This is a genomic window from Enterobacter sp. 118C5 (assembly GCF_034107645.1).
Classification (GTDB): Bacteria; Pseudomonadota; Gammaproteobacteria; order Enterobacterales; family Enterobacteriaceae; genus Enterobacter; species Enterobacter nematophilus.
On sequence record NZ_JAWNEU010000002.1, the window covers coordinates 144979 to 166647 of the forward strand.

Sequence of the window (21669 nt, forward strand, 5' to 3'; positions counted from 1 at the left end):
TTAAGCAATTATGCCTGGCCTTTGATCTCTTTACGACCGTTGTAAGGTGCTTTTTCGCCCAGCGCTTCTTCGATACGAATCAGCTGGTTGTATTTAGCAACACGGTCAGAACGGCTCATAGAACCGGTTTTGATCTGGCCAGCAGCAGTACCAACAGCCAGGTCGGCAATGGTAGCGTCTTCAGTTTCGCCAGAACGGTGAGAGATAACAGCGGTGTAGCCAGCGTCTTTCGCCATTTTGATCGCAGCCAGCGTTTCGGTCAGAGAACCGATCTGGTTGAATTTGATCAGGATGGAGTTAACGATGCCTTTCTCGATGCCTTCTTTCAGGATCTTGGTGTTGGTTACGAACAGATCGTCACCAACCAGCTGGATTTTGTCGCCCAGTACTTTGGTCTGGTATGCGAAACCATCCCAGTCAGACTCGTCCAGACCGTCTTCGATAGAAACGATTGGGTACTGTTTGGTCAGGTCTTCCAGGAAGTGAGTGAACTCTTCGGAGGTGAACGCTTTGTTGCCTTCGCCAGCCAGAACGTATTTACCGTCTTTGTAGAATTCAGATGCTGCACAGTCCATCGCCAGGGTGATGTCTTTGCCCAGCTCGTAGCCTGCTGCTTTAACCGCTTCAGCGATAACAGCCAGTGCTTCTGCGTTAGAACCCAGGTTTGGCGCGTAGCCACCTTCGTCACCAACAGCAGTGTTCATACCTTTAGCTTTCAGAACTTTAGCCAGGTTGTGGAACACTTCAGAACCCATACGAACCGCTTCTTTCAGGGTTTTCGCGCCAACTGGCTGAATCATGAATTCCTGAATATCAACGTTGTTATCTGCGTGCTCACCACCGTTGATGATGTTCATCATTGGTACAGGCATAGAGTATTTGCCTGGGGTGCCGTTCAGTTCAGCGATGTGCTCGAACAGCGGCATACCTTTAGCAGCGGCTGCTGCTTTGGCGTTCGCCAGGGAAACGGCCAGGATTGCGTTCGCACCGAAGTTAGATTTGTTTTCAGTACCGTCCAGATCGATCATGATCTTGTCGATGCCAGCCTGATCTTTGGCATCTTTGCCAACGATAGCCTGAGCAATAGGACCGTTAACAGCGCCAACCGCTTTCAGTACGCCTTTGCCCATGAAACGGGATTTGTCGCCATCACGCAGTTCCAGCGCTTCGCGGGAACCCGTAGAAGCACCTGATGGAGCAGCTGCCATACCGACGAAACCACCTTCCAGATGAACTTCGGCTTCAACGGTCGGGTTACCACGGGAGTCGATGATTTCACGACCGATGACTTTAACGATTTTGGACATTAGATTTTCCTCAGTACAAGTTAAACTAAAACTCCAGACAAACAACGCGTACCGTTGGTACGCGTTGCCGTTCTAACTTTTTTTACTTCGCCTGACGCTTCTGGTACTCGCTGGCGGCTTTCACGAAGCCTGCAAACAGCGGATGTCCATCACGCGGCGTTGAAGTAAATTCCGGGTGGAACTGGCAGGCAACAAACCACGGATGGTTTGGCACCTCGATGATCTCGACTAACTGATCATCCCCGGAGCGACCCGCAACACGCAGGCCCGCGGCTTCAATTTGTTTCAACAACATGTTGTTGACTTCATAGCGGTGACGATGGCGCTCGGTGATGACCGGCTCGCCGTACAGCTTGCGAACCACGCTATCGTCGGACAGCTGGCAGGCCTGTGCGCCAAGACGCATAGTGCCACCCAGATCGCTCTTCTCGGTACGGACTTCGACGTTACCGTCTTCATCACGCCATTCCGTAATCAGCGCCACTACAGGGTACTTACAGTCTGGCACAAATTCCGTAGAGTTCGCGTTTTCCATTCCCGCTACGTTGCGCGCAAATTCGATCAGCGCAACCTGCATACCCAGGCAGATGCCGAGGTATGGAATATTGTTTTCACGCGCATAGCGTGCAGTGGCGATCTTGCCTTCAACACCACGGTAGCCGAAGCCGCCAGGGATGAGGATAGCATCCAGATCTTTCAGAATTTCAACGCCACGTGTTTCAACATCCTGCGAATCAATCAGCTTGATGTTCACGGAGACGCGGTTCTTCAGACCACCGTGCTTCAGCGCTTCGATAACGGACTTATAGGCGTCCGGCAGTTCGATGTACTTGCCGACCATACCGATAGTCACTTCGCCTGCCGGGTTCGCTTCTTCGTAAATAACCTGTTCCCATTCAGACAGGTTAGCTTCCGGACAGTTCAAGCTGAATCGTTTACAAATATAATCGTCCAGACCCTGTGATTTCAACAGGCCCGGGATTTTATAAATGGAATCGACATCTTTCATTGAAATAACGGCTTTTTCAGGCACGTTACAGAACAATGCAATTTTCGCACGTTCGTTCGCCGGGATTGCGCGATCGGAACGGCAAACCAGGATGTCAGGCTGAATACCAATGGAGAGCAACTCTTTAACGGAGTGCTGAGTCGGTTTGGTTTTCACTTCACCTGCGGCTGCCATGTAAGGCACCAGCGTCAGGTGCATGAACAGCGCGTGTTCACGACCAATGTCTACCGCCAGCTGACGAATCGCTTCGAGGAACGGCAGGGATTCGATATCACCCACGGTACCGCCGATTTCAACCAGCACAACGTCATGCCCTTCGCCACCGGCAAGGACGCGCTCTTTGATGGCGTTAGTGATGTGTGGGATAACCTGCACGGTCGCGCCCAGGTAGTCACCGCGGCGCTCTTTACGCAGAACGTCAGAGTAGATGCGGCCAGTCGTAAAGTTGTTACGACGGGTCATTTTGGTGCGAATGAAACGCTCGTAGTGGCCAAGATCCAGATCGGTTTCAGCGCCGTCTTCAGTAACGAACACTTCCCCGTGTTGGGTTGGGCTCATGGTGCCAGGATCGACGTTGATGTACGGATCCAGTTTCATCATGGTCACATTGAGGCCACGGGCTTCAAGAATGGCTGCGAGGGAGGCTGCGGCAATGCCTTTACCCAGAGAGGATACGACCCCGCCGGTCACAAAAATATAGTTCGTTGTCATGCTGAACCTGAGAAGTTAGGGTGAAACGATGGAATAACCAGGACGGGAAAGTAGTATACCCGAACACGGCGAGCGCCACAAACTTTCATTCTCCGTCTCCATTCCAGGCCATGACAAACATAAGGAGTGAGAAAATAGCCCCTTTTGGGTAAATGTTTTTGACGCAAATCAAGCGCTTGTCATTTAAAAAATCACACAAATTGCGCTTGATCGCAAAATTCCGTTAGAGATCAGATTCCTGGCGTTTTACTTCCTGCCAGACTTCTTCCATAGCGTCGAGGTCAATTCCGGTCATATCCAGGCCGCGCGAGGCCACAATCCGCTCGACTTCACGAAAGCGACGTTCGAATTTAAGGTTGGCTTTTTGCAGGGCGGTTTCCGCTTTTACCCCTAAATGGCGAGAAAGGTTAACGGTGGCGAACAGCAGGTCGCCCATCTCTTCCTCCAGCTTTGCTTCATCGACCACTGCCTGCTGCGCTTCGTGCATCACTTCGTCGATCTCTTCATGCACTTTATCCAGCACGGGTCCCAGGGAGTTCCAGTCAAAACCCACGGCCGAACACCGTTTCTGGATTTTATGGGCGCGCATCAGCGCGGGCAGACTCAGCGGGATATCGTCCAGAGCAGAGTGCTGGGACTTTTCAGCGCGCTCGGCGCTTTTGATCTGCTCCCAGCGGGCCAGCACCTCTGCGCTGTCTCCTGCGGTGGCATCGCCAAAGATATGCGGATGGCGGCGCTCCAGCTTGTCGCTGATAGCGGCGCAGATATCGTCAAAGTTAAAGCGCCCTTCCTCCTGCGCCATCTGGGCGTAGAACACCACCTGGAACAGCAGATCGCCGAGTTCACCGCGCAGGTCATCGAAATCCTCACGGGAAATGGCGTCCAGCACCTCATAGGTCTCCTCGAGGGTATAAGGCGCGATGGTCGCGAAAGTCTGCTCCTTGTCCCACGGGCAGCCGTTTTCCGGGTCGCGCAGGCGTTTCATGATGCCGAGCAGGCGGTCGATTTGAGTCATAGTTCAGTCCTGATAAAAAATGCCGGGTGGCGGCGTCGCCTTACCCGGCCCACAGAAGAGAGTAATTAACCGCCGTGCAGACGACGCGCGTCAATCACATCCGGCACCTGGTTCAGTTTGCCCAGCACGCGGCCGAGCACCTGCAGGTTGTAGATTTCAATGGTCATATCAATGGTGGCGAGCTGCTCGCGGGTATCGCTGCGGCTGGCAACGCCCAGCACGTTGACCTTCTCGTTGGCGAGAATGGTGGTGATATCGCGCAGCAGGCCGCTGCGGTCGTTGGCGGTGACGCGCACCACCAGCGAGTAACCGGCGGAGTAGCTCTCACCCCAGACCGCTTCCACGATACGTTCCGGCGCATGGGACTGCAGCTCCGCAAGCTGGTCGCAGTCGGAGCGGTGGATCGAGATCCCGCGCCCCTGGGTGATAAAGCCGACGATATCGTCCCCCGGAATCGGCTGGCAGCAGCGGGCGATGTGGTGCATCAGGTTGCCCACGCCCTCGACCACCACCCGGCCGTTATCTTTGCTGCGCTGCTGCGGCGCATAGGTTTTCTGCTGCAGCTGCTTCAGCGCCGCCGCGTCCTGCTCTTCCGCGCTAGGCTTGTTGAACTGCGCCTGCAGGAAGTTGACCATCTGATTGAGACGGATATCACCGCCGCCAATCGCCGCCAGCAGCTCGTCCAGCTCGTTGAAGTTGTAGCGCGGCAGCAGGAATTTCTCTGCTTCTTTCAGGCTGATCCCGATATGCTCCAGCTCGTCGTCAAGGATCTGGCGACCGGCAAGAATGTTTTTGTCACGATCCTGCTTGCGGAACCAGGCGTGAATTTTGGAGCGCCCGCGGCTGGTAGTGACGTAACCCAGGTTCGGGTTAAGCCAGTCGCGGCTCGGGTTAGGCTGCTTCTGGGTGATGATTTCAATCTGGTCGCCCATCTGCAGCTGGTAGGTAAACGGCACAATACGTCCGCCGATCTTCGCCCCGATGCAGCGGTGCCCCACGTCGCTGTGGATGTGGTAGGCAAAATCGAGCGGCGTGGAGCCAGCCGGCAGGTCTACAACGTCCCCTTTCGGGGTAAAGACGTAGACGCGGTCATCAAAGACCTGGCTGCGCACCTCGTCGAGCATTTCGCCGGAGTCGGCCATCTCTTCCTGCCACGCAATCAGCTTGCGCAGCCAGGCGATGCGGTCTTCATGACCGGAGCGTGCCCCGCCGGAGGTGCCTTCTTTGTATTTCCAGTGCGCCGCCACGCCCAGCTCGGCGTCTTCGTGCATCTGTTTGGTACGGATCTGAATTTCGACGGTTTTACCGCCGGGGCCAAGCACCACGGTATGAATAGACTGGTAGCCGTTCGGTTTTGGATTCGCGACGTAGTCGTCAAATTCATCCGGCAGGTGACGGAAGTGAGTGTGTACTATCCCCAGCGCGGCGTAGCAGTCCTGCAGACGCTCCGCCACGATACGCACGGCGCGCACGTCAAACAGCTCGTCAAAGGCGAGATGTTTCTTCTGCATTTTGCGCCAGATGCTGTAGATGTGCTTGGGCCGACCGTAAACTTCGGCACGCACGTTCTCTTCTTTCATGGACTGGCGCAGCCCGCTGACAAACTCGTCGATGTAGTGCTCACGATCGATACGGCGCTCGTGCAGGAGTTTGGCAATGCGCTTATATTCCGCCGGATGCAGATAGCGGAAGCAGTAATCTTCCAACTCCCATTTCAGCTGACCAATCCCTAAGCGGTTCGCCAGCGGCGCATAGATGTTCGTACACTCTTTGGCGGCCAGCACGCGCTCGTCTTCAGGTGCATCTTTCACTTCACGCAGGTGGGCAATACGCTCGGCAAGCTTGATGACCACGCAGCGAAAATCATCCACCATGGCCAGCAGCATCCGGCGGACGTTATCAACCTGCTCAGAGGAGACGGAATCGGTATGCGCGGCTTTAAGCTGGCGGATAGCCGCCATATCGCGCACGCCGTGGATCAGTGCAACGACGGATTTCCCGACGCTGTCGCGCAGCACATCTTCACTGACCACATCCGCATCCGCGAGGGGAAACAGCAGCGCGGCCTGCAGAGTTTCGATGTCCATGTTCAGCATGGACAAGATTTCAACCATCTCCACGCCGCGCCATAAGAGAAGATCGGCATCCGGGTGTCCCTGCGTGGTGCGCAGACAGTAGGCCCAGGTTTCGGTTAAGCGTTCACACGACTGCTGGCTGGAAATTCCCAGACTTGCGATCCATTTTTGTGGGTCAAACTCCCCAGCTTTATTGAGATGTGCACTTCTTACCGCAACCATTGTCCTCTCCTTTAGGGACCAGGGCCTGTCGAAGTCGACAAGCCAAACAAATTAGATGTGCTCGAACAACGCCATCGATTCCAGATGTCCAGTGTGCGGGAACATGTCCAGCATTGCCAGACGCCGAATCTGGTAACCCGCGCTGATTAACGCCTCACTGTCACGGGCAAGCGTTGCCGGGTTACAGGAAACATAGACCACACGCTTCGGCGCGAGTTTAATAATATGTGCCATGACGCCTGGGGCACCTGCACGCGCCGGGTCGAGCAGGATTTTGTCGAAGCCCTGCTGTGCCCACGGCTGCTGAGTGACATCTTCCTCAAGATTTTGATGAAAGAATGTCACATTTTGCAAGCCGTTCTGCTCTGCGTTTTCCTGGCCTTTGGCCACCAGCGCCTCAACGCCTTCCACCCCAACCACGCTTGCCGCTCTGCGCGCCAGCGGCAGGGTAAAGTTACCCATGCCGCAGAACAGATCGAGCACCCGGTCAGTGGGCTGTACGTCAAGCCATGCCAGAGCGTTCGCCACCATCTGCTGGTTAACGCCGTCGTTGACCTGGATAAAATCCCGCGGACTGAACGTTAAGCGTAGCCCGTCTGACGCATACCAGGGAGCTTCACCCGTTACCTGTTCAAGTATCTCGCTTTGCGGCGCGAGGAAAAGCGCAAGCTCATGAGAATGCGAAAAGCGTTCCAGTTTTTCGCGATCTTTTTTCGACAGCGGCGCGGTGTGGCGCAGCACCATCAGCGGGCCGTTGTTCGCCAGCACCAGTTCAGCGTGGCCCAATGAACGCACCCCGTCGAGCGATGCAAGACAGCGGTGCACGTCCGGAAGCAACGCCTCAAGATGGGGCACCAGAATGGGGCACTGCTTCACGTCAACAATATCGCTGGAGGCCGCTTTGCGAAAACCCATCTCCAGCCGCTCCGTTTTGGGCTGATAGCTCAGGCTCAGGCGCGCGCGGCGGCGATAGCCCCAGGGCTCATCGGCGATAATCTCGTCAACGTCGTGTTTAAGGAGACGCGCCAGCGCGCGGCTTTTACTTTTTTGCTGTAATTCTGTGCTCGCATGCTGTTGCTGGCAGCCTCCGCACACGCCAAAATGGGGACAGCGAGGCTCCACGCGCTCCGGGCTATCGTTGAGGCGACGCTTCACCTGTCCGCGCGCGTACTGGCGTTTGTCTTCCGTCAGCGTAATTTCTGCTCGTTCTCCTGGCAGCAAACCTGTTATAAACAGAGTCTTACCGTTGTGACGAGCCACTCCCTGTCCAAACGGATCGAGGTCCGTGGCTTCAGCAGTAATGATTTGACGCGTCGTCACGCGTCGCTTTGCAGAGTAGAATTGCGCCATCGCCGAGATTTTTCTCACATAAACATAATTATCTTAATTGTCCCATAACGGAACGCCATGACCAACTACAGCCTGCGCGCGCGCATGATGATTTTGATCCTCGCCCCCACCGTCCTCATCGGTTTGCTGCTGAGTATCTTCTTTGTGGTGCACCGCTATAACGATTTGCAGCGACAGCTGGAGGACGCAGGCGCCAGCATTATCGAACCGCTCGCCGTCTCAAGCGAGTACGGGATGAACCTGCAAAACCGTGAATCCATTGGGCAGTTAATCAGCGTGCTCCACCGGCGCCACTCGGATATCGTCCGCGCCATTTCCGTCTACGACGAACACAACCGCCTGTTTGTCACCTCGAACTTTCATCTCGATCCGACCACGCTGAAGATCCCTGACGGTACGCCCTTCCCGCGCCATCTCACCGTGCTGCGGCGCGGCGACATCATGATCCTGCGCACGCCGATCGTGTCGGAAAGCTATTCCCCCGATGAGTCTGCGCAATCCGATGCTAAATCCAGCAATAACATGCTGGGATATGTAGCGCTGGAGCTGGATCTCAAGTCGGTACGGCTGCAACAGTACAAAGAAATTTTTATCTCCGGCGTGATGATGCTGTTCTGCATTGGTATTGCGCTGATCTTCGGCTGGCGTCTGATGCGCGACGTCACGGGCCCTATCCGCAACATGGTTAATACCGTTGACCGCATCCGCCGTGGGCAGCTCGATAGCCGCGTGGAAGGGTTTATGCTCGGCGAGCTGGATATGCTGAAAAACGGCATTAACTCAATGGCGATGTCGCTGGCGGCCTACCACGAAGAGATGCAGCATAACGTTGACCAGGCCACCTCTGACCTGCGCGAAACGCTGGAGCAGATGGAGATCCAGAACGTTGAGCTGGATCTGGCGAAAAAGCGCGCTCAGGAAGCGGCGCGTATTAAGTCTGAGTTCCTTGCCAATATGTCGCACGAGCTGCGTACGCCGCTCAATGGGGTGATCGGCTTTACTCGCCTGACTCTGAAAAGCGAGCTCAACCCCACCCAGCGCGATCACCTGCACACCATTGAACGTTCGGCCAACAACCTGCTGGCGATCATCAACGACGTGCTGGACTTCTCCAAGCTGGAGGCGGGCAAACTGATTCTGGAAAGTATTCCCTTCCCGCTGCGCAGTACGCTCGATGAAGTGGTGACACTGCTCGCGCACTCGTCGCACGACAAGGGTCTTGAGCTAACGCTTAACATTAAAAACGACGTGCCGGATAACGTTATTGGCGATCCGCTGCGCCTGCAGCAGGTCATTACCAATCTTGTCGGGAATGCCATTAAATTCACCGAAAGCGGCAACATCGACATCCTGGTAGAAAAACGCGCCATCAGTAATAACAAGGTGCAGATTGAGGTTCAAATCCGCGATACCGGCATCGGCATTCCGGAGCGGGATCAGTCGCGTCTGTTCCAGGCCTTCCGCCAGGCGGATGCCAGCATTTCCCGCCGTCATGGCGGTACCGGCCTGGGGCTGGTGATCACGCAGAGGCTGGTAAACGAGATGGGCGGCGATATCTCTTTCCACAGCCAGCCAAACCGCGGCTCAACCTTCTGGTTCCACATTAACCTCGATCTCAATCCAAACGTGCTGACCGACGGCCCGGTGACGGACTGTCTGAAAGGTAAGCGCCTGGCCTACGTCGAGCCTAACGCGGCAGCCGCGCAGTGCGCGCTGGATATCTTAAGCACCACGCCGCTGGAGGTGGTTTATAGTCCAACCTTCTCAGCCCTTGCCGTCGATCATTACGACATTCTGCTGATGGGGATCCCGGTAACCTTTACCGGCGAGCTGACCATGCAGCAGGAGCGGCTGGCGAAAGCCGCGTCGATGACCGACTATCTGCTGCTGGCGCTGCCCTGCCACGCCCAGCTTAATGCGGAAGAGTTAAAAAACGACGGGGCGGCCGCGTGCCTGCTTAAGCCACTTACCGCCACCCGCCTGCTGCCCGCGCTCACGGAGTATTGCCGCCTTAGCCAGCACGCACTGCCGTTGATTAACGATGAGCAAAAACTGCCCATGAGCGTGATGGCGGTGGACGATAATCCGGCAAACCTGAAGCTAATCGGCGTATTGCTGGAAGACCAGGTTCAGCACGTTGAGCTGTGTACCAGCGGCGCGCAGGCGGTTGAACTGGCTAAACAGATGCAGTTCGATTTAATTCTGATGGATATTCAGATGCCGGGCATGGATGGCATTCGTGCCTGCGAGCTGATCCACCAGCTCCCGCATCAGCAGCAAACCCCGGTGATTGCGGTTACCGCGCATGCGATGGCCGGTCAGAAAGAGAAGCTGCTGAGCGCCGGGATGAATGATTACCTGGCGAAACCTATCGACGAAGAGAAGCTTCATAACCTGCTGTTACGCTATAAGCCGGGGCACATTGGCGGAACATACACGGTTTTCAGCGAGCCGGTTGAGGTAAGCGTTAATCAAAATGCGACCTTTGACTGGCAGCTGGCGCTGCGCCAGGCGGCAGGGAAACCCGATTTAGCGCGAGAGATGCTGCAAATGCTGGTCGCGTTTCTGCCGGAGATCCGGAATAAGGTTGAAGAACAGCTTGTGGGCGAAAACCCGGAAGAGCTGCTGGAAGCGATCCACAAGCTGCACGGCAGCTGCGGCTACAGCGGCGTACCGCGGCTGAAAAACCTCTGCCAGCTGCTGGAGCAGCAGCTGCGCGCGGGTACGCCGGAATCGGAGCTTGAACCGGAGTTCCTGGAACTGCTGGATGAAATGGATAACGTGACGCGGGAAGCGATGAAGGTGCTGGGGAGCTGAGGCGGGTGCGGCCTGATTTTCCCCTCACCCTAACCCTCTCCCCAAAGGGGAGAGGGGACTTTATACACCCTCGCCCCTTTGGGGAGAGGACCGGGGTGAGGGGGGAAACTACATCCCCTGCCCTACTTTCAGCACCGCCGCGATATTCCTTGCGGCCATCTGTACATTCGCGCTGGCATTTTCCAGCGCGTCCTCCAGCGAGCAGATGGTGTAGAGCACGCTAAACACCGCGTCTAAGCCGTGATCGTGTACCACGCCAACGTCCGCCGTCAGGCTGCCTGCAATGCCGATGACGGGTTTATTAAAGCGTTTCGCCACTTTCGCCACCCCCACCGGCACTTTGCCGTGGATCGTCTGGCTGTCGATGCGGCCTTCCCCGGTGATCACCAGATCCGCATCGGCCACCTGGTCGGCCAGGTGTAGCGCATCGGTCACAATCTCAATGCCCTGCCGCAACTGTGCGCCACAAAAAGCGTACAGCGCTGCGCCCATGCCACCCGCCGCGCCGCCGCCAGCAAGGTTGAGCACATCAATGTCCAGATCCCGGGCAATGACGCTCGCATAGTGCGCAAGCGCGTTGTCCAGGGTGACGATCGTCTCGGGCGTGGCGCCCTTTTGCGGCCCAAATACGGCTGACGCGCCATCCTTACCGGTAAGCGGATTCGTCACATCGCAGGCGACCTCTATCCGGCACTCCGCCAGACGCTTGTCGAGGCCGCTCAGGTCGATCCGCGCAAGCTTAGCCAGCTCGCCCCCACCCTGCCCCAGCGGCTGTTCGTTGTCGTCCAGCAGCTTCGCCCCCAGCGCCTGCACCATCCCGGCGCCGCCGTCATTGGTGGCGCTGCCGCCGATACCGATGATGATATGCTTAACGCCCGCATCCAGCGCGTGGCGGATAAGTTCACCCGTGCCCCAGGAGGTCGTTTTCAGAGGGTCACGCTGTGAAGGAGCAACCAGCTCCAGACCGCTTGCCGCCGCCATTTCAATAAAGGCGCTCTGCTCGTCACCGGATATCCCATAAAAGCCTTCCACGCGCTCGCCCAGCGGACCGGTCACCGGAACGTGCACAATGCGTCCCCGGGTTGCCGCGATCATCGCCTCAACCGTGCCTTCACCACCGTCAGCGACCGGCAGTTTGACGTACTCCGCCTCAGGGAAAATCTCGCGAAAACCGCGCTCGATCGCTGTCGCAACCTCAAGCGCGCTCAAACTTTCCTTATACGAGTCCGGTGCGATAACAATTTTCATAAGCCATCCTTACGCATAGTCGTTACGTTAAGCATACACCACGTAGGGAACCGCTCATGGGAGCGGTCCCAATGCGTTTATCGTACCATGCACGGACGTTTATTGTCGAATGTCCAATCAGGGATCAGGTACTGCATTGCCATCGCGTCGTCGCGCGCGCCCAGACCGTGTTTCTGATAGAGCTCGTGCGCTTTCATCACCTGGTCCATATCCAGCTCCACGCCAAGACCTGGGGTTGACGGTACCTGCACCATGCCACCCTTGATCTCAAACGGCTCTTTGGTCAGGCGCTGGTTACCTTCCTGCCAGATCCAGTGCGTGTCGATAGCGGTGATGGTGCCCGGCGCGGCGGCAGCAACGTGGGTAAACATCGCCAGCGACACGTCAAAGTGGTTGTTGGAGTGCGAGCCCCAGGTCAGGCCAAACTCGTGGCACATCTGCGCCACGCGAACCGAGCCCTGCATCGTCCAAAAGTGCGGGTCCGCCAGCGGGATATCCACCGATTGCAGAGAGAGCGTGTGCCCCATCTGACGCCAGTCGGTGGCGATCATATTGGTCGCGGTCGGCAGCCCCGTAGCGCGACGGAATTCGGCCATGACTTCGCGGCCCGAGAAGCCTTGCTCAGCCCCGCATGGATCTTCCGCGTACGCCAGCACCCCTTTCAGCTGCTTGCCAATGTTGATAGCTTCATCAAGCGACCACGCGCCGTTCGGATCCAGCGTCACGCGCGCCTGCGGGAAACGTTTTGCCAGCGCGGTAATGGCTTCCGCCTCCTCTTCCCCCGCCAGCACGCCGCCTTTCAGTTTGAAATCATTGAAGCCATATTTTTCATACGCGGCTTCCGCCAGCCGCACCACCGCATCCGGGGTCATCGCTTCTTCGTGACGTACGCGGTACCAGTCGCATTGGTCATCCGGCTGGCTCTGATACGGCAGCGGCGTCAGCCTGCGGTCGCCGACAAAGAACAGATAGCCAAGCATCTCCACTTCACTGCGCTGCTGGCCCTCGCCCAGCAGCGACGCGACGTTAACGCCCAGGTGCTGGCCCAGCAGATCCAGCATCGCGGCTTCAATGCCGGTCACCACGTGGATAGTGGTGCGCAAATCGAAGGTTTGCAGGCCTCGACCGCCGACATCGCGATCGGCAAAGGTGCTGCGCACGGCGTTGAGGACATTTTTGTACTCACCCAGCGTTTTGCCCACCACCAGCGGAATGGCATCCTCCAGCGTTTTGCGGATCTTCTCCCCGCCCGGAATTTCACCCACGCCGGTATGGCCGGCATTGTCTTTGATAATGACGATATTGCGCGTGAAGAACGGCGCATGCGCCCCGCTCAGGTTCATCAGCATGCTGTCATGACCTGCGACCGGAATGACTTGCATGGAGGTGACGACAGGGGTCGTAAAAGTACTCATCGTGTAATCCTTTTATCAGTGACGTCCAAATACAGGGCGCTTACGGTCAAATGTCCAGCCGGGGATAAGGTACTGCATCGGGCCCGCGTCGTTACGCGCGCCGCCCGGTAGCTTTTTATACGCCTCATGGGCTTTATGAACCTGATCCCAGTCAAGCTCCACGCCCAGCCCCGGCGCATCGGGTACGGCAATTTTACCGTTTTTGATCTCCAGCGGATTTTTCGTCAGGCGGGCTTCGCCTTCCTGCCAAATCCAGTGGGTGTCGATGGCGGTCGGGTTACCCGGTGCCGCCGCGCCAACGTGGGTAAACATCGCCAGCGAGATATCGAAATGGTTGTTTGAGTGACAGCCCCAGGTCAGGCCCCAGTCATCGCACAGCTGCGCCACGCGCACCGCGCCGGAGAGCGTCCAGAAGTGCGGGTCTGCCAGCGGAATGTCGACGGCGTTCAGCATCACCGCGTGGCCCATTTCGCGCCAGTTGGTGGCGATCATATTGGTCGCAACCGGCAGCCCGGTAGCGCGGCGGAATTCGGCCATCACCTCGCGGCCAGAGAAGCCCTGCTCGGCGCCGCACGGGTCTTCCGCGTAGGTCAGCACGTCCCCGAGACCTTTACACAGGCTAATCGCCTCATCCAGCAGCCAGGCGCCGTTCGGGTCAACGGTGATGCGCGCCTCCGGGAAGCGTTTTTTCAGCGCCCGAGCCGTGTCAATCTCCTGCTCGCCGGGCAGCACGCCGCCTTTCAGCTTGAAATCCTTAAAGCCGTAGCGATCCTGCGCCGCCTCGGCCAGACGGATCACCGCCTCGCCAGAGAGCGCTTGCTGGTGGCGCAGCTGATACCAGTCGTGCTCGCCCGGTGAGCGAGCCAGATAGGGAAGATCGGTTTTATTGCGATCGCCAACGTAGAACAGATAGCCCAGCACGGTGACCGCATCGCGCTGTTTGCCGGGCCCCAGCAGTTCGCAGACCGGAACGTTAAGGGCTTTACCGAGTAAATCCAGCAGCGCCGCTTCCAGGGCGGCGACCGCATTGACGCGCAGTTCGAACGTCCACGCCCCCTTGCCGAAGGTATCAAAGTCCGCCGACTGATTGCCCTTATGCACCCGCTGAACCACCTTATTCAGGCGGGCCACCTCCTGGCCTACGACCAGCGGAATAGCCTCTACAAGCGTCTGGTAGATCACCTCTCCGCCAGGGGCTTCACCCACCCCGGTATTGCCTGCGCTATCGGTCAGCACCACGATATTGCGGGTAAACCAGGCGTTGTGCGCGCCGCCGATGTTGAGCAGCATGCTGTCCTGACCGGCCACCGGGATAACTTTCATTTCCGTGACGATGGGGCTTGATTGCGTTGTCATCATCCACGCTCCGCAACAGGCTTAAGTTCGACGCGCTTGATATCGCCCACCAGCACCAGGTAACTCAGCACCGCCACCAGGGCATGCACGCCGACGTAGATCAGCGCGCCGTTGAATGATCCCGTGGTGCCGACGATGTAGCCGATAGCGATAGGCGTAACAATCCCGGAAACGTTGCCGAACATATTGAACAGGCCGCCGCTCAGGCCGCTGATCTCTTTCGGTGCCGTATCCGCCATCACCGCCCAGCCCAGCGCGCCAATCCCTTTGCCGAAGAAGGCCATCGCCATAAAGCCGATAATCATCCACTCGGCGCTGACGTAGTTACAGAACACCATGGTCATGGAGAGCAGCATGCCGAGCACGATCGGCGTTTTACGCGCGATGTTCAGCGAACCCGTGCGGCGCATCAGCCAGTCGGAAATGACCCCGCCAAGCACGCCGCCGATGAAGCCGCAGATTGCCGGAACCGAGGCAACAAACCCCGCTTTCAGGATCGACATGCCGCGCGCCTGCACCAGATACACCGGGAACCAGGTGATAAAGAAGTAGGTTAAGGCGTTGATACAGTACTGGCCGAGATAGATACCGATCATCATGCGCGAGCCGACGAGCTGTTTGATCTGCGCCCATTTCTGGCTGAACGGGACTTTTGCTTTGTCGGATTTCTGATCCATGTTGATCAGCGCCCCGCCCTCGGCAATATATTCCAGCTCCTTCTTGTTCACGCCGGGGTGCTGATTCGGTTCGTGGATCACTTTCAGCCAGATAAAGCTGATGACGATCCCAAGCCCGCCCATGAAGAAGAAGACGTGCGACCAGCCCACCTCATGCGTCAACCAGCCCATAATGGGCGCAAAGATCACCGTCGCGAAATACTGGGCGGAGTTAAAAATTGCCACCGCCGTTCCCCTCTCCTGCGCCGGGAACCAGGCCGCGACAATGCGGCTGTTGCCCGGGAAGGAAGGGGCTTCCGCCAGGCCCACCAGAAAGCGCAGCGTAAAGAGCGCCACGATAATGCCGAAGCCGCTGAAGATATCGACGAAACCCTGCAAAAGGGTAAAAGCAGACCAGATAAAGATGGACCAGAAATAGACGCGTTTAGAGCCAAAACGGTCCAGCAGCCAGCCGCCAGGAATCTGGCCGATAACGTAGGCCCACGAGAATGCAGAGAAAACGTAACCCATGCCCACCGGATCAAGGCCGATGTCTTTTGCCATTTCCGAGCCGGCAATCGACAGCGTGGCGCGGTCACCATAGTTAAAGGACGTGACGATAAACAGCATCACCACTATCCAGTAGCGGGCATTGGTGCGCTTTTCAGCGCCGCTCGCTGCGTGGCTTAATGTACTCATTGTTGCACTCCTGAAACATAGCTTTCGCCTGTTCATTCTGTACAGCACCGGTAGGGTAATCAGAATGAGATGAGTTTTGTCGTTTTAGTACGGCCTGAAGCCGTTTTATTGTGACCGGAGAAGTATATGTAGGAGTGACGCGTTCTCTCACCGTGCAATAACACAGTATTAATGGGCATGTGAGAGGTTGTTTATGGCATAAGCCCAGGTGAGTGGAAGGTGGTTCACGGAATTGGCGCTTGGTGCGGAGTGTATTGCCGGGTGGCGGCTATGCCTACCCGGCCAGGAAAACTATTTAAGGAGCGTTGCCCAGTGTTCAACCCACGGGTTCGACTCGCTTTCGGGTTCAGGATGCTCTCCGGCATCAATCAGCAGCATCTCGCCGACGCGCTGGGCGCTCTGTTCCTGAAGAAGCGCATCGAACTGCTTGCCGCCGCCGCAGAAGTTGGCGTATGAGCTATCGCCCAGGGCAATAATGCCGTAGTGAACGTCTGGCTGGTAGCCAAGCTGGTCTTTAATGCCCTGGAAAAGCGGCACGATGCTGTCCGGAAGATCGCCCTGACCGGTGGTGGAGGCCACCACCAGAATGTATTTATCTTTATACTTTTCCCAGTCCGCCAGCTCCGGGTCTTCATAGACCGTGGCTTTATGGCCCTGGCTTGCCAAAATCGCCTCAGCCTCTTCCGCTACCAGCAGCGAGTTGCCGTACATCGTGCCGACAAAAATGCCTACTTCAGCCATGCTTTGCTCCCGTAATTATTGCGCTTACCGTTCATCCTGAACGTTGCCCGATACAAACTCAACCCTTTCATTTTCGGGGAGTTGTCCCCGCCAGCCAAACTGTGACAGCGCCTGCATCCAGACGTCGTCCAGCCCAGCGTGAATAATCAGTGGTTCACCGGTAAACGGGTGAGTCAGGCTAAGCTCGCTGGCGTGCAGCATCAGCCGGTTACAGCCAAAGTGCTCTGCCGCGCTGCGGTTCTGGCGCAGATCGCCGTGTTTGCTGTCGCCAATTATCGGGTGGCGCAGGTGCGCAAGGTGGCGGCGAAGCTGGTGCTTGCGTCCGGTTTTGGGCAAAAGCTCAACCAGGCTGTAGCGCGTGGTGGGGAATTTGCTGGTTGCTACCGGCATTTCCGTTGTCGCCATGCCGCGATAGTCCGTCACCGCGGGCTGCGGGCCTTTGTCATCGCGGGCAAATTTATCGGCGATTTTGTCCAGCTCCTCCACCAGCGGATAGTCAAGCGTGGCGGATTCGGTCAGCCAACCACGAACGATCGCGTGGTAGCGCTTCTGGATCTGGTGCTGCTCGAACTGCTGCGCCAGCAATCGGCCCGCCTCGCTGGAAAGCCCCATCAGCAGCACGCCGGAAGTGGGCCTGTCGAGACGATGGGCGGTAAAAACATGCTGACCAATCTGGTCGCGCACGGTTTGCATCACCACCACTTTCTCGTCGCGATCCAGCCAGCTGCGGTGCACCAGCCAGCCAGACGGTTTATTCACCGCCACCAGCCACTCGTCCTGATAGAGGATTTCCAGCGTCATGCCTCTTCACCGGCAAACAGGGCGTCCAGTTTTTCCAGCTCAACCAGCATCACATCACGCGCAGGGTGCGTCGCCTCAAGCGCCATTTCATAATAGGGAGAAACGGCAAACGCCTGCGGCAGCGGGTGGCCGCCTTCCAGCAGCGCGTGCATGCGCGGAATTAATACCCACTGGAGCCACTCGAACGGTGCCAGCGTATCCAGGCAAAATGGCTGGGTACTGGCGAACGCTTCCGGATTCGGCGCGGTCTCCTGCCACAGCTGATGCTGGCGCAAAAGGGCTTCGATGGCGTGCAACTGAGCACGAACGCTATCGTGTTGCGTCATAGTAACCTCAACTGAAAAAGTGAACGGCGCGCAGCATAGCATTGCGGAGGACAGAAATAAAAAAGGGAGCACTGTAAAAACAGTGCTCCCGGTTCGTTTCGCAGCATTCCAGCTACAATTCGTGCTCCCTGCTCTTCCGTGACAACTTTTCCTGATGCCCGAAGGCGTGGTCATCCTTCTACCTTTTGCATCCTGCACACATCTTCCTGACGTGTTTGTTTCATCCTGAAACGTCCTGGCCTTCCTGACCCACCGACCATCCTGTTCGGTTCTCGTTCTCCTTCCTGGAGGTGTCCCTTACGCGTCCTGCGTTATCCTTTTGCTTCATCCTGAAGCCTTCCTGCAGCGCCATCCTGACGTGTCCTGGGTAAGAAACGCCATCATCCTGATGTTCGTTTCTCGTGTCGGCGTCCTGTCGACGAAGATAGAATCCGCTATTCCGCTTCGTCTTACAACCCACCCTTGCAGCACTGTAAGCCGTAAGAAATCCCTAAAAAAGATGCGATGAACAACTAATTCTTTGAAAAACAGGGTGATATTAATCTGAATTAAATAAGGCAATACTGAATGATCCAGCGATCTCTCACAAACCTTGTAAGAGATCTCTCACACGCGTCGTAGCATCATGGATTACAGAAGTGGCTCAAGCCGGGTAAGGAAATCCGCAAGAGAGGGGGCGAGCGTTTCGCGATTGCGGGTACCGATGGTCTCTTTAATCACTTCCCCGGACAGGTTGCAGACGGATATCACATCCAGTTCGCTGTCCAGCGTGGCAATAAAGAGCGTCGGAGAAAGCTTAAGGCGTTTTTGCGTGACCAGGTGACCAATCAGGTTTTCCTGAACACGCTGCAGATCGTCTTCGCTCCAGGTCTGCAACAGCGTCAGCGTCACATCACCAAAGCGCGCGGGCATATCCCCTGCAAACTGCGCGGCATAAAACGCGTGAACCGCTGGTTGTACCACAAGGTCCATAGCCCGTTCAACCGCATTTACATTTTGCTCAGCGGTATTGGGCTTCGGCTGCCAGATAACATAGTCATCCTGCGAAGAGATAATGCACGGCGACGGCACGCCATATAAATCAGCGCTTTGCGGCCATGTTCCGTGCTTTACATGCCATGCTTCGCAATAGCGGGTCGTAAAGGTAGTAAGGGCATTTGCAGTTTCGATGTCCACCGATTTCTCTCTTCTTGTAAGACAGGATAAACTCTGCCCATAAGTGTACCTGTAAAGTGGCTATGAAACATGTCTTACGAAAATCATCAGGCGTTAACCGGCCTAACGCTGGGTAAATCGACCGATTACCGCGATACCTACGATGCAGGCCTGCTGCAGGGCGTGCCGCGCAGCCTGAACCGCGATCCGCTTGGACTGCATGCGGACGCATTGCCGTTTGTCGGCGGCGATATCTGGACGCTGTACGAACTCTCCTGGCTTAACGCGCGCGGCCTGCCCCAGGTGGCGGTCGGCCACGTTGAGCTGGATTACGCCAGTCAGAACCTGGTGGAATCCAAAAGCTTTAAGCTCTACCTCAACAGCTTTAACCAGAGCAAATTCAACAGTTGGGATGAGGTTCAGCAGACGCTGGAGCGCGATTTAACCGCCTGCGCACAGGGAAAGGTAAGCGTTTCACTGTACCGCCTGCACGAGCTGGAGGGACAGCCGATTGCCCACTTCCACGGAACCTGCATCGACGAGCAGGACATCGAGGTGGAGAATTATGAATTCAGCGCCGATTACCTCGAAAACGCGGCGAGCGGAAAAGTGGTTGAAGAGACGCTGGTCAGCCATCTGCTGAAGTCCAACTGCCTGATTACCCATCAGCCGGACTGGGGCTCGGTGCAGATCCAGTACCGCGGCCCGAAAATTGACCGGGAAAAGCTGCTGCGCTATCTGGTGTCGTTCCGCCATCACAACGAATTTCACGAGCAGTGCGTGGAGCGTATTTTTAACGATATTCAGCGTTTCTGCCAGCCGGAGAAGCTGAGCGTTTACGCGCGCTATACCCGACGTGGCGGGCTGGACATTAACCCGTGGCGCACCAACACCGATTTTGTGCCCGCAACGGGCCGGCTGGTGCGTCAATAATATAAATATTTTCACATTATGCGTGCGGTATTCCGCCGAAGTGTTGTGAAACGTCACGCGGCAGGGCTATTGTAATCAAAGGGAATGACGATAATCGTCCCATAAGGAGCTCACTTGATTACACATATTAGCCCGCTTGGCTCAATGGATATGTTGTCGCAGCTGGAAGTGGACATGCTTAAACGCACGGCCAGCAGCGATCTTTATCAACTGTTTCGTAACTGTTCACTTGCCGTACTGAACTCCGGAAGCCTGACAGATAACAGTAAAGAACTGCTGTCCCGCTTCGAAAGCTTTGATATTAACGTGCTGCGCCGCGAGCGCGGCGTGAAGCTGGAAGTGATCAACCCGCCGGAAGAGGCCTTTGTCGACGGGCGTATCATTCGTTCCCTTCAGGCTAACCTGTTTGCGGTGCTGCGTGACATCCTGTTTGTAAACGGTCAGATCCACAACGCAGGCCGCTTCCAGCATCTCGACCTGGAAAGCTCGGTCCATATCACCAACCTGGTGTTCTCTATTCTGCGCAACGCCCGCGCCCTGCACGTTGGCGAAGCACCGAACATGGTCGTCTGCTGGGGCGGCCACTCGATTAACGAAACCGAATATCTCTACGCCCGCCGGGTCGGAACGCAGCTTGGCCTGCGCGAGCTGAATATCTGTACCGGCTGCGGTCCGGGTGCAATGGAAGCGCCAATGAAGGGCGCAGCGGTGGGTCACGCGCAGCAGCGTTACAAAGAGGGGCGGTTTATCGGCATGACCGAGCCGTCAATCATTGCCGCTGAGCCGCCTAACCCGCTGGTCAATGAGCTGATTATCATGCCGGATATCGAGAAGCGTCTTGAGGCGTTTGTCCGTATCGCTCACGGGATTATCATCTTCCCGGGCGGCGTGGGAACGGCGGAAGAGCTGCTCTATCTGCTGGGGATTCTGATGAACCCGGCCAACAAAGATCAGGTTCTGCCGCTGATCCTGACCGGGCCAAAAGAGAGCGCCGACTACTTCCGCGTGCTGGACGAGTTTATCGTGCATACGCTGGGCGAAGCCGCGCGTCGTCACTACCGCATCATCATTGATGACGCGGCGGAAGTGGCGCGCCAGATGAAAAAAGCGATGCCGCTGGTGAAAGAGAATCGTCGTGATACCGGCGATGCTTACAGCTTTAACTGGTCAATCCGTATTGCGCCTGACCTGCAGATCCCGTTCGAGCCGACCCATGAAAATATGGCGAACCTGAAACTCTATCCGGACCAGCCGGTGGAAGTGCTGGCCGCCGACCTGCGTCGCGCCTTCTCCGGGATTGTGGCGGGCAACGTGAAGGAGATGGGCATCCGCGCGATTGAGCAGTATGGTCCGTACAAGATCCACGGTGACCCAGAAATGATGCGCCGTATGGACGACATGCTGCAGGGCTTTGTGGCTCAACACCGCATGAAGTTGCCGGGTTCAGCCTACATTCCGTGCTACGAAATCTGCACGTAACCCTCAGTTTCTTCTCCTCAAAGCCGGGGCGCCCTGTAGCGGGTCCCGGCTTTTTTTATTACCGAATCAATTCATAGGCTTTACTTATAGCTTTAACAAACTGACGGCCAACGCAATCGATTACCTCCATTTAACAACCGTAAATAATCAGCCTTAAACTAAATTACCTGCAAGAAAATACTAAAAATCCATATCTTTACAGCGGAAGACACCTATCTCGCGGGCGGCTCTTTTAGCTCACATGTCGTTGGTGGTAGCCTTCGCGCGCGTAAATTCTATTTGATGTTTTTTTAACAGATAAATGGTCTAAAGATGCCCACATCATAAGTGGATTATTGCATTTGGGATCGCGAT

At 56.5% G+C, this 21669-nt stretch carries 16 protein-coding genes; 3 read left to right on the top strand and 13 right to left on the bottom strand.

Features of this window, described 5'->3' with window-relative positions; genetic code table 11:
* Positions 1 to 8 precede the first annotated feature (8 nt).
* The 5 genes from eno to rlmD all read right to left on the bottom strand — a co-directional run bounded on the left by eno (position 9) and on the right by rlmD (position 7689).
* Positions 9 to 1307: a phosphopyruvate hydratase gene (gene eno, locus UTO39_RS05935; protein WP_006811784.1), complete on the bottom strand. Its 1299-nt coding sequence runs from the start codon at positions 1305 to 1307 to the stop codon at positions 9 to 11.
* Positions 1308 to 1389: 82 nt separating this feature from the next.
* Positions 1390 to 3027: a glutamine hydrolyzing CTP synthase gene (gene pyrG / locus UTO39_RS05940; RefSeq protein WP_028014254.1), complete on the bottom strand. Its 1638-nt coding sequence runs from the start codon at positions 3025 to 3027 to the stop codon at positions 1390 to 1392.
* Positions 3028 to 3250: 223 nt separating this feature from the next.
* Positions 3251 to 4042, bottom strand: coding sequence for a nucleoside triphosphate pyrophosphohydrolase (mazG, locus tag UTO39_RS05945; protein WP_320726710.1), 792 nt, complete (start codon positions 4040 to 4042; stop codon positions 3251 to 3253).
* Between the two features lie 65 nt (positions 4043 to 4107).
* On the bottom strand, positions 4108 to 6339 hold the full coding sequence (gene relA / locus UTO39_RS05950; protein WP_061097232.1) for a GTP diphosphokinase: 2232 nt from the start codon (positions 6337 to 6339) through the stop codon (positions 4108 to 4110).
* A gap of 51 nt (positions 6340 to 6390) precedes the next feature.
* Positions 6391 to 7689 carry a 23S rRNA (uracil(1939)-C(5))-methyltransferase RlmD gene (gene rlmD / locus UTO39_RS05955; protein WP_320726711.1) on the bottom strand — a complete coding sequence of 433 codons (1299 nt, stop codon included), beginning with the start codon at positions 7687 to 7689 and terminating at the stop codon, positions 6391 to 6393.
* Positions 7690 to 7746: 57 nt separating this feature from the next.
* Between rlmD and barA the strand changes: the two genes are divergently transcribed.
* Positions 7747 to 10506, top strand: coding sequence for a two-component sensor histidine kinase BarA (gene barA / locus UTO39_RS05960; RefSeq protein ID WP_041908411.1), 2760 nt, complete (start codon positions 7747 to 7749; stop codon positions 10504 to 10506).
* A 108-nt stretch (positions 10507 to 10614) separates the two neighbouring features.
* Here barA and UTO39_RS05965 read toward each other — a convergent pair whose 3' ends face one another.
* The 8 genes from UTO39_RS05965 to syd all read right to left on the bottom strand — a co-directional run bounded on the left by UTO39_RS05965 (position 10615) and on the right by syd (position 18924).
* Positions 10615 to 11754, bottom strand: a complete 1140-nt coding sequence (locus tag UTO39_RS05965; RefSeq protein ID WP_320726712.1) for a glycerate kinase — start codon at positions 11752 to 11754, stop codon at positions 10615 to 10617.
* Positions 11755 to 11831: 77 nt separating this feature from the next.
* On the bottom strand, positions 11832 to 13169 hold the full coding sequence (gene gudD, locus UTO39_RS05970) for a glucarate dehydratase (RefSeq protein WP_320726713.1): 1338 nt from the start codon (positions 13167 to 13169) through the stop codon (positions 11832 to 11834).
* A 15-nt stretch (positions 13170 to 13184) separates the two neighbouring features.
* Complete coding sequence (locus UTO39_RS05975; RefSeq protein WP_320726870.1) at positions 13185 to 14525, bottom strand: enolase C-terminal domain-like protein; 1341 nt, start codon at positions 14523 to 14525, stop codon at positions 13185 to 13187.
* Positions 14525 to 15880, bottom strand: coding sequence for a galactarate/glucarate/glycerate transporter GudP (gene gudP, locus UTO39_RS05980; RefSeq protein ID WP_061097227.1), 1356 nt, complete (start codon positions 15878 to 15880; stop codon positions 14525 to 14527). The genes UTO39_RS05975 and gudP overlap by 1 nt, the downstream gene beginning before the upstream one ends.
* 291 nt (positions 15881 to 16171) lie before the next feature.
* Positions 16172 to 16621, bottom strand: coding sequence for a flavodoxin (locus tag UTO39_RS05985; protein ID WP_320726714.1), 450 nt, complete (start codon positions 16619 to 16621; stop codon positions 16172 to 16174).
* Between the two features lie 24 nt (positions 16622 to 16645).
* Complete coding sequence (truC, locus tag UTO39_RS05990) at positions 16646 to 17422, bottom strand: tRNA pseudouridine(65) synthase TruC (RefSeq protein ID WP_151412390.1); 777 nt, start codon at positions 17420 to 17422, stop codon at positions 16646 to 16648.
* The gene (locus tag UTO39_RS05995) at positions 17419 to 17748 is read right to left on the bottom strand and encodes a YqcC family protein (protein WP_028014265.1); all 330 of its coding nucleotides are present in this window, start codon (positions 17746 to 17748) and stop codon (positions 17419 to 17421) included. The genes truC and UTO39_RS05995 overlap by 4 nt, the downstream gene beginning before the upstream one ends.
* Before the next feature lie 630 nt (positions 17749 to 18378).
* Complete coding sequence (gene syd, locus UTO39_RS06000; RefSeq protein WP_151412388.1) at positions 18379 to 18924, bottom strand: SecY-interacting protein; 546 nt, start codon at positions 18922 to 18924, stop codon at positions 18379 to 18381.
* A gap of 69 nt (positions 18925 to 18993) precedes the next feature.
* On the opposite strand from syd, the gene queF reads away from it, so the two are divergent.
* Both queF and ppnN read left to right on the top strand, forming a co-directional pair.
* A complete protein-coding gene (gene queF, locus UTO39_RS06005) occupies positions 18994 to 19836 on the top strand; it encodes an NADPH-dependent 7-cyano-7-deazaguanine reductase QueF (RefSeq protein ID WP_253543210.1) in 843 nt (280 codons plus the stop codon).
* Between the two features lie 114 nt (positions 19837 to 19950).
* On the top strand, positions 19951 to 21315 hold the full coding sequence (gene ppnN / locus UTO39_RS06010) for a nucleotide 5'-monophosphate nucleosidase PpnN (RefSeq protein ID WP_023309027.1): 1365 nt from the start codon (positions 19951 to 19953) through the stop codon (positions 21313 to 21315).
* Positions 21316 to 21669: the final 354 nt, after the last annotated feature.